We start from the raw sequence: 8,827 nt of genomic DNA, 5'->3' as shown, positions 1-8,827 counted from the left end.
CCCCGGTGTGGTGGGCGCGCTGGGATTCGTCCTTTGTCTCCGGGGCCCCCGCCCCCTCCCCCGGGCGGCGCGCCCCCCGCCACAGTCGTTCCAGTGGGCAGAGCGGCTCGATCGACGCGACTGCCGGGCTCGGGTGACTATGCCTTGATCTTGGCGCGTTGTGCGGCGGTGATCTGTTCGACCATGACGATGGTGAGGGCGGCGGCAGCGACGTTGATGAACATGACGACAGGGTTGTTGAGATTGCCGTTAGGGTCGGCCACGACGTAGGCCGAGATCCCGATCATCTTCGCGAGCCACGTCACCCACCACGCGTTGATCACCCAGGTGGCGCCGGTCGATCCGTTCGCTCGCCAGAGGTCGAGCATGACACGGCGTGGGGCCCAAGTGTTGAGCACCGGGACAAGCGACGCCCCGACGGCTGCGCCCACCGAGTACTTGTGCGTGCCCGGAGCGAACGTCTCGGCATTGAGCCGGCATCGTCTGAGCCAGCAGAGAAATGCCACGACTGTGGCCAGGAACAGCGGCATCTCAAACAAGATCGCTGCGGGAAAGACCCTTGAACCTGTCTCGGTGTTCAGGTTCGACATGACCTGCGCAACGGCAAACAGTGCAAGCAGTGCCTGCATGGTCAGCGCCAACGGTCGAGGATCAGCCACCAGCCCTCGGTGGAGGGCAGCTCGGGGATCTGGATTCAATCTGCTGTCAGCGGTTGCTGATTCCACGAACGAGCTCCCATCGCGCATGCCTGCGATGGCGTTCACCGCAGAGATCGACTGGAGGATAGAGGGGGCTGCGAACGAGCGTCCATGGCAGTCCCCAATCGCTCATCTCCGTCAACGCCAACACTTCGGCAGCCACCGCTCGGCGCGGTGAGGCCTGCAACGTCCCTGGCGACGGTGAGGCAGGTCTCGGGCGGGTGGCGTCCTTGGCGTGCTCCGAAGGCTGGCTGCCGTTCGCCGAGTAGGAAGTCGGTGGGGGCGACTTTCTGCGCGTGCTGTGCAGTCGGTGTGGTGTCGCTTGATTGTGGAGTGCGCCGACCGTCGGCTCGGAGGGCGGTGCCGGCGCTCGTGGTCTTGCCTTCCTGCGGGGTCGCACCTCCGTGGACGAAGGGCGGCCCGGGTGGGCGGGCTCGGGGGCGGACGGTCAGATGTGTCCGTCGGTGGTGGTGGCGTCGGTCCAGTGGGTGGCTTCGAGGACGGCGGAGGCGGCCTGGGCTGGTGTCAGGTCGGTGGTGTCGACGGTGATGTCGGAGATCCCGGCCGCTTCCAGGACGAGGTGGAGTTCCTCGGCCCGTCGCAGGTGCCAGGGCAGGGAGGCCGTGTCGTGATCGGTCTCGTGGCGCGTCCGGAGTCGGGTGTGGATGGTGGCGAGGTCTGCGGTCAGGCGGCACACCCTCAGCGGCATGCCCAGGGCGTCCTGGTAGGCGTCCCGTTCGGCGGTGTTCTCGGCGACGCCGGCCAGCACGAGGCGCTGGGCGCCCGCCGCGCGGTAGTTGCCGGCCACCGCCCGCAGGTTGGCGAGCAGGAGACGGTGCTGGAACGGGTCTCCGTCGGGGGCGGGCCACGCCTGGCACAGCCGGTCGAGGTCGATGACCGCGTGCGGCACGCCCCTGTCGGCCAGCAGGTCACTCAGCAGATCGGCGGTGGCGGTCTTGCCCACACCGACCGTGCCCGTCAGGAGTAGTGCTTCCTGTCGGGCGGAGCGGCGGGTGGGGAGGTTGTGGTCGTGGGTCATGCAGTGTCCAAGCGGTGCGGGCCCGTTCGGGGCGTGGTCAGTGGGCGGGCTCGGACATCGTTGAGCTGGGAGTCCGTGCACCACACCCTGCCAACGTTCGTCCGATTCGACCACGAATTATGTGATCTGCCCCGGTCATGCCGTGATCGGCTTCGGTCGGGACGGTGGCGGCGGGGGAGCGCAGGAAGTCGGTGGGGTCGACTTCTTGTGGGTGGCGGCTTGGGTGCGGCAGTGGGTGAGGGCGGGTTTGATGCGGGAGTCGGGGGTGTGGGTGGTGGTGAGGAGTTCGCCGGTGTCGGCCTTGGCGGGCCAGGGGCGTGGAACCGGCGCGGGAGACGAGTATGGCGAAGTTCCTCAGGGGGCGGATGAGGGAGCGCGAGGGTAGTGCGCGCTCACGCTGTGCGTGCGAATGATTGCTTTCTGGTGTTAGTCGGTGGGGCCGCAGAGGTACGGTGACGCCAGATCGGCGTGTGGGTGTGCGGTGCACAACTGGGGGCAGTGATGACGCAGCGGAAGGCCAGGGCGGCGACGGCGAGCTCCGCGGTCATGTTCGGCGAGGAGGTCCGCTTCGCCCGCGATGCGGCGGGCTACCGGCAGGAGGACGTGGGCAAGCTCCTGCACTGCGACCGGACGGTGATCTCGCGGACCGAGGGTGGGAAGCGCAAACCTTCGCCTGAGGAGGTCGAGGAGCTCGATCGGCTGTACGGCACGGGCGACTTGCTGAAGCGGCTGTACGGGCGGGTCGACTGGACGGCTCAGGTCGAGCATCCGGATTGGTTCCAAGGTCACGTCGACATGGAAGCCGAAGCTGTGGCCGCGAGGATCTTCCAGCTGGCGGTGATCCACGGGCTGTTGCAGTGCCGCGTGTATGCGGAGGCTGTGTTTGCCATTAGCGACGCAGCCGGAAAGCCCAAGGTGATCGAGGAGCGGACAGCGGCTCGATTGGCGAGGCAGAAGCGGTTCCTTGGCCCGGATGGGCCACTTCTTCAGGTGATCCTGGATGAGAGTGCGATTCGAACTGTTTTTGGTGGACCAGGGGTCATGCGACGCCAGATGCAACATTTGCTGGCTGTTGCGCGACTCCCCAATGTGGTCATCCAGGTCGCGCCATTCGAGTGTCGACAGGCCATCATCGACAAGTCCATGGTGATGTTGGAGATGCCTGACGGTCGGACCTGCGTGTACTCCGAGAGCCTAGATCGCGGGCATAGCAGTGATGATCCGGCGATCGTGGCGGCGCATCGTCGTAGCTATGATCTGGCTCACGGGGCGGCATTGCCGGTGGCCGACTCGCTCGCGCTGATCGCGGATGCGCTGAAAGGGTTCAAGGATGACGAGGACCGAGCTCGACACGACTGTCTGGCGCAAGAGCAGCTACAGCGGAGGCAACGGGGGCGACTGCATCGAGGTGGCCCCCGGGTTCCCCGGCCTCGTCCCCGTGCGTGACTCCAAGGACCCGCACGGGCCGGCCCTCGTTTTCCCTGCCGCTGCGTGGGAAGCCTTCGTGATGGCCGTCCGTGAGGGCGACTTTCCCATGTAGGACCTTGGGGGCAGGCTGTGTTGACGTGGCGGAAGAGCAGCTACAGCGGAACCAACGGGGGCGACTGCATCGAGGTGGCAACCGGGGGCGCCGGTGGTGTGCCGGTCCGTGACTCCAAGGACCCGCAGGGGCCGGTTCTTGTGTTTCCGGCCCCCGCTTGGGCTTCCTTCCTCTCCGGGCTTCAGACTGGTGACTTCTCGGAGTTGTAGCTCCGTCACTTCCTTGTGTTGGCGCGGCGGGTGGGCTCTGCCCTCGTCGGGTCCTCCGGCCAGGGGTGGCGGGGGTAGCGGCCCCTGAGATCTGCGCGGACGGCGTGGTAGCCGGTTTGCCAGAAGGACGCCAGGTCTCCGGTTACTGCTGCGGGGCGGCCTGCTGGGGAGAGCAGGTGGATGGTCAGCGGGACGCGGCCTCCCGCCAGGGCGGGTGTTGCCGTCCAGCCGAAGAGTTCTTGCAACTTGACGGCCAGCACTGGGCGTTCGTCGCTGTAGTCGACTCGGATCTTGGAGCCGGACGGCACCGTGATCCGCTCGGGGGCGAGCTCGTCCAGGCGGCCTGCTTCTCCGGTGGCCCAGGGGAGTAGGCGCTGGAGGGCAGACGTCGTATCGATCCTCGCGAGGTCGGATCGGCGGCGGGCGCGGGAGAGTTCGGGTTCCAGCCACTCCTCGGCGCGTTCCAGGAGCGAGGCATCGGAGACGTCGGGCCAGGGTGCGCCGATCGCCGTGTGCAGGAAGGCCAGGCGTTCGCGTAGGCCGGGGGACGGAAAGGTCAGGAGCGCGCTGACGCCCTCTCGGGTCAGGCCTTCCAGGACGGCGGTGCGGACCAGCAGCGGGTCGGGGCGGTCCAAGGGGGACGAGGAAAGCTCGATCGCGCCCAGGGAATCGAGCCGGCGGGAGACTACCTCGCTTCGTCGGGTGTCCCAGTGGACTTCCTCAGCGGTCGTGAGCAGTGGCGCTCCCGCGAGGCGGGCGGTGTCCTCGTCCAGTGCTGCGGCGTGCAAGATGCGCGCCGAGTGTGAGCCTGCCGGGCGGTCGGCGACCGCCACGGCCAGCCAGGGCAGCGCGCCCAGCGTCGTGCCGGGGGCCAGCTCGGCGGCCGTTCCGGAGGCCATCAGATAGGGGCTGCGCTCGCCGGGTGCCGGCTTCTCCACCCGCGCGCGGGCGATCCGCTCGGGGAAGGCGAGAGCCACGACCAGGCCTACGGCGGTCGTGTCGGGAAGCCGAGTGGCGGGCTCGTCGCCCGCAGCGCGCTCCAAGCGGCGGACTTCGTCGCGCCAGCGGCCGGCGTAGGGGTCCTTGGAAGAGCGGACCGTCCGCCATACCGCCCCCAGGTCGTCGCCCAGTGCCCGCGGAGGCTCCTCGGAGAGCAGCGCGACCACCTCGGCCGCACGCTTCGCACCGACGGCGGGAGCCCCGTCGACCAGCGCGCGCCCCAACCGGGGGTGCAACCCCGTCCGGGCCAGCCGGACGCCGCGCGCCGTCGCCCGGCCGTCCACGTCCACGGCGCCCAATGCCTGGAGCGTCTGCCGGGCGGCGGCCATCGCGCCCGCCGGGGGCCGGTCGGGCAGCGCGAGGCCCGTGGCGTCCGGGTCGCCCCAGCAGGCGGCTTGCAGGGCGAACGGGGTGAGGTCGGCGAGCGCGATCTCGGGTGTCGGGAAGCGGGCAACGAGCGCGTCCTCGGCCTCCGCCCAGCACCGGTAGACGGTGCCCGGGGCCTCGCGCCCGGCGCGGCCCGCGCGCTGGCGGGCGGCGGCGAGCGAGGCGCGGACGGTGACGAGGGCGGCCAGGCCGCGGGCGTGGTCGGTGCGCGGTTCGCGGGCGAGTCCGGCGTCAACGACAACGCGGACGCCGGGCACGGTGAGCGAGGACTCGGCGACGGCGGTGGCCAGGACGACCCGGCGGCGTTCCCCGACGGAGAGCGCGGCATCCTGGACGGCCTGCGGGGCCCGGCCGTGCAGTTGCAGGATGTCCACGGACAAGCCGCCCAACTGCCCCGCCACGCGCGCGATCTCGCCGACGCCGGGGAGGAAGCAGAGCACGTCCCCTTCGCGCTCGTCCAAGGCCCGCCGCACGACAGCCGCGACGTGGTCCAGCAGCGCCGGATCCACCCGCGTCCCATGCGCGGGCCGGACGGCACGCGGCGGTGGCGCCCACACGACGCCCACCGGAAACGACACCCCGTGTGCCTCCACCACCGGTGCGCCGCCCAGGAGTTCGGCCCAGGCCTCGGTGTCCGAGGTGGCCGAGGCGCAGACCAGCCGCAACTCCGGCCGCAGCGCCGCCCGGACGTCGAGCAGGAATGCGAGCGCGGTGTCGGCGTCCAGGTGCCGCTCGTGGCACTCGTCCAGGACGACCACGTCCACGCCCGGCAGCTCCTGGTCGCGCTGAAGCCGTTGCAGCAGCACGCCGGTGGTGACGACCTCCACGACCGTCGAGGGCCCGACGCGACGCTCCCCGCGTACGGTGTAGCCGACTTCGCGGCCCACGGACGAGCCGAGCAGCCAGGCCATCCGCCGCGCGGCGGCCCGCACCGCGAGCCGCCGCGGCTCGGCGACGAGCACGCGTCGAGAAGGACCGGAACCGAGCAGCCCCGCCAGCGCCAGCGGCACCAGCGTCGTCTTGCCGGTGCCGGGCGGCGCCGTGAGGACGGCGGTGCCGTGCCCGTCCAGCGCGCGGTGGAGGGCGGGCAGGGCGGTGCGGACCGGGAGTTCCCGCCACGAAGGATGCAAGGTCAGCCCCGCTCGGCCACGAAGATCGCGGTGCCGGGGATCAGCCGCCCGCGCAGCGGGGACCAGCCGCCCCACTCCTGCTCCAGGCCGGCCGGCCACTCCGGCTCGACCAGGTCGAGCAACCGGAAGCCGGCGCCGACGAGTTCGCGGACCCGGTCGCCGGTCGTGCGGTGGTGCTCGACGTAGCTGGCGCGCCCCTGCTCGTCCTCCTCGACGTACGGGGTGCGGTCGAAGTAGGAGGCGGTCGCGGTGAGGCCCTCGACGCCCGGCTCGTCGGGGAAGGCCCAGCGGATCGGGTGGGTCACCGAGAACACCCAGCGCCCGCCGGGCCGCAGCACCCGGTGCACCTCGCGCATCAGGCGGGCGGTGTCGGCGCTGAACGGCACGGCGCCGTAGGCGGAGCAGACGATGTCGAAGGAGCCGTCGGCGAAGGGCAGCACGGCGGCGTCGGCCTGGACGACCGGCACGGGCGCGTCGCCGCGGCCGAGGTCGATCCGGCGGGAGTGCTGGAGCTGGCGGAAGGAGATGTCCAGGGCGACCGGCCGCGCGCCCCGGCCGGCGAGCCAGCGCGAGCACTGGGCGGCGCCGGCGCCGAGCTCCAGGACGTCCTTTCCGGCCACGTCGCCCAGCAGCCGGGCGTCGGCCTCGTCCAGGCCCTCCGGGCACCAGGTGAAGCGGTCGTCGCCGAGGAACTCGCCGTGCTCGTCCTGGTACTCGTCCGCGTTGCGGTCCCACCAGTGCCGGCTGGCGCGGCTGCTCTCACCGGCTCCGGCCTGGCGCCTTACCGCGTCGTCGCCGTCGTCGTCAAGATCGTTGAGCTCGGACTGGGGGGTGGTGGCCACGGTGATAATGCCCATCGCGTAGGGTGTGGTGTGCGGAAGCGCCGCTGCCGCGAGCCGGCCCGAGAGGGCTCGGATCCAGGCGGTGGCATCCGGGGAGTAGGGCCCCTGCGGGCGCCGCCGTCAGGCGCGCAATCGGAGGATATGGCCTGATCCGTACCAGGCTCCACCGTCTTGCCGCTCTTGGCGTTGACCGTGCCTGGCCGTCCCCGTATGCTACAAGTTGCGCTGCGGGCCTGCGCGCCTCGGACGGAGCAGGTCGCGCTCGCATCTGTCGAAGACCCCACGGTCGCAAGACGGACGCCGGTTCTCGTTGTCTACGGGAAGGCCGGTGCGCCGTGTTCTTGGCTGTCCGGCTTTCGGTGGGAGCGATACGGGCCCTCCGCGTGGCATTACCTACGACTTTCATGTCCGTACCGGAGCCCTTTTCCTAATGACGAGCCCCACCGACTCCTCCCTCAGCACCACCCCGCAGGTCGCGGTCAACGACATCGGCGACGCGGAGGCCTTCCTCGCCGCCATCGACGAGACCATCAAGTACTTCAACGATGGCGACATCGTCGAGGGCGTCATCGTGAAGGTCGACCGTGACGAGGTCCTCCTCGACATCGGTTACAAGACCGAGGGCGTCATCCCGTCCCGCGAGCTCTCGATCAAGCACGACGTTGACCCGCACGAGGTCGTCGCCGTCGGTGACAACATCGAGGCCCTGGTTCTCCAGAAGGAGGACAAGGAGGGTCGTCTCATCCTGTCCAAGAAGCGCGCTCAGTACGAGCGTGCCTGGGGCACGATCGAGAAGATCAAGGAAGAGGACGGCATCGTCACCGGTACCGTCATCGAGGTCGTCAAGGGTGGTCTCATCCTCGACATCGGCCTCCGCGGCTTCCTCCCGGCCTCGCTCGTCGAGATGCGCCGCGTCCGCGACCTCCAGCCCTACGTGGGCAAGGAGCTCGAGGCCAAGATCATCGAGCTGGACAAGAACCGCAACAACGTGGTCCTGTCCCGCCGTGCCTGGCTGGAGCAGACCCAGAGCGAGGTCCGCCAGACCTTCCTCACCACCCTCCAGAAGGGTCAGGTGCGCTCCGGCGTCGTCTCCTCGATCGTCAACTTCGGTGCCTTCGTGGACCTGGGTGGCGTCGACGGCCTGGTGCACGTCTCCGAGCTGTCCTGGAAGCACATCGACCACCCGTCCGAGGTCGTCGAGGTCGGCCAGGAGGTCACCGTCGAGGTGCTCGACGTTGACATGGACCGCGAGCGCGTCTCCCTGTCGCTGAAGGCGACCCAGGAGGACCCGTGGCAGCAGTTCGCCCGCACGCACCAGATCGGCCAGGTCGTCCCCGGCAAGGTCACCAAGCTGGTTCCGTTCGGTGCGTTCGTCCGCGTGGACGAGGGCATCGAGGGTCTGGTCCACATCTCCGAGCTGGCCGAGCGCCACGTCGAGATCCCGGAGCAGGTCGTCCAGGTCGGCGACGAGATCTTCGTCAAGGTCATCGACATCGACCTCGAGCGTCGTCGCATCAGCCTGTCGCTCAAGCAGGCCAACGAGGCCCTGGGTGCCAACCCGGCCGAGGTCGAGTTCGACCCGACCCTGTACGGCATGGCCGCCTCGTACGACGACCAGGGCAACTACATCTACCCGGAGGGCTTCGACCCCGAGGCGAACGACTGGCTGCCCGGCTTCGAGAAGCAGCGTGAGGAGTGGGAGCGCCAGTACGCCGAGGCGCAGGCCCGCTTCGAGCAGCACCAGGCCCAGGTCATCAAGAGCCGCGAGGCCGACGCCGAGGCCGCTGCCGAGGGTGGCGACGCGGTTGCCGCCGCCGCCGGTGGCTCCTACTCGTCCAGCAGCGACGAGGGCTCGGGCGCCCTGGCCTCCGACGAGGCCCTGGCCGCCCTGCGCGAGAAGCTGGCCGGCGGCCAGAGCTGAGGCTCTCGCTTCCCGCTAGCGACTAGCTAGGGGAGGGGCGCGGGGGCGCGGGGGGGGGGCGC

8 protein-coding genes are annotated in these 8,827 nt (G+C 70.1%); 4 read left to right on the top strand and 4 right to left on the bottom strand.

The genetic code is table 11. The features are described from left to right. Positions 1-137: 137 nt before the first annotated feature. Both ACFV4G_RS17165 and ACFV4G_RS17160 read right to left on the bottom strand, forming a co-directional pair. Positions 138-641 (bottom strand): DUF4328 domain-containing protein, encoded by a 504-nt coding sequence (locus ACFV4G_RS17165; protein WP_380441035.1) that lies wholly within the window; start codon positions 639-641, stop codon positions 138-140. A 505-nt stretch (positions 642-1,146) separates the two neighbouring features. After that, positions 1,147-1,737, bottom strand: a complete 591-nt coding sequence (locus ACFV4G_RS17160) for a hypothetical protein (RefSeq protein WP_380441033.1) — start codon at positions 1,735-1,737, stop codon at positions 1,147-1,149. A gap of 501 nt (positions 1,738-2,238) precedes the next feature. On the opposite strand from ACFV4G_RS17160, the gene ACFV4G_RS17155 reads away from it, so the two are divergent. From ACFV4G_RS17155 to ACFV4G_RS17145, 3 genes are read left to right on the top strand one after another with little or no spacing between them, the layout of a single operon-like run. Continuing rightward, positions 2,239-3,183: a helix-turn-helix domain-containing protein gene (locus tag ACFV4G_RS17155; protein WP_380441031.1), complete on the top strand. Its 945-nt coding sequence runs from the start codon at positions 2,239-2,241 to the stop codon at positions 3,181-3,183. After that, the gene (locus ACFV4G_RS17150) at positions 3,146-3,277 is read left to right on the top strand and encodes a DUF397 domain-containing protein (RefSeq protein ID WP_380441029.1); all 132 of its coding nucleotides are present in this window, start codon (positions 3,146-3,148) and stop codon (positions 3,275-3,277) included. Before ACFV4G_RS17155 ends, ACFV4G_RS17150 begins: the two co-directional genes overlap by 38 nt. Positions 3,278-3,294: 17 nt before the next feature. Next, a complete protein-coding gene (locus tag ACFV4G_RS17145; RefSeq protein ID WP_380441027.1) occupies positions 3,295-3,486 on the top strand; it encodes a DUF397 domain-containing protein in 192 nt (63 codons plus the stop codon). Positions 3,487-3,491: 5 nt separating this feature from the next. Here the strand turns inward: ACFV4G_RS17145 and hrpB are convergent, their stop codons facing one another. Further along, entirely contained in the window at positions 3,492-6,002 is a 2,511-nt protein-coding gene (gene hrpB, locus ACFV4G_RS17140; protein WP_380441025.1) for an ATP-dependent helicase HrpB, read from the bottom strand. Positions 6,003-6,004: 2 nt separating this feature from the next. Then, positions 6,005-6,859, bottom strand: a complete 855-nt coding sequence (locus ACFV4G_RS17135; RefSeq protein ID WP_380441023.1) for a class I SAM-dependent methyltransferase — start codon at positions 6,857-6,859, stop codon at positions 6,005-6,007. A gap of 415 nt (positions 6,860-7,274) precedes the next feature. Here ACFV4G_RS17135 and rpsA point away from each other — a divergent pair, with 415 nt between their 5' ends. Beyond that, positions 7,275-8,765, top strand: coding sequence for a 30S ribosomal protein S1 (gene rpsA, locus ACFV4G_RS17130; protein ID WP_218202410.1), 1,491 nt, complete (start codon positions 7,275-7,277; stop codon positions 8,763-8,765). The last annotated feature ends 62 nt before the right edge of the window (positions 8,766-8,827 follow it).

Source organism: Kitasatospora sp. NPDC059747, assembly GCF_042732955.1.
GTDB lineage: Bacteria > Actinomycetota > Actinomycetes > Streptomycetales > Streptomycetaceae > Kitasatospora.
The sequence above is the reverse complement of the archived record's forward strand: the minus strand, read 5'-3'. Positions and strand labels throughout refer to the sequence as shown.

Coding starts and splice junctions, on each gene's coding strand:
- ACFV4G_RS17160 (WP_380441033.1), bottom strand. CDS start 1,737: ATGACCCACGACCACAACCTCCCCACCCGCCGCTCCGCCCGACAGGAA.
- ACFV4G_RS17155 (WP_380441031.1), top strand. CDS start 2,239: ATGACGCAGCGGAAGGCCAGGGCGGCGACGGCGAGCTCCGCGGTCATG.
- ACFV4G_RS17135 (WP_380441023.1), bottom strand. CDS start 6,859: ATGGGCATTATCACCGTGGCCACCACCCCCCAGTCCGAGCTCAACGAT.
- rpsA (WP_218202410.1), top strand. CDS start 7,275: ATGACGAGCCCCACCGACTCCTCCCTCAGCACCACCCCGCAGGTCGCG.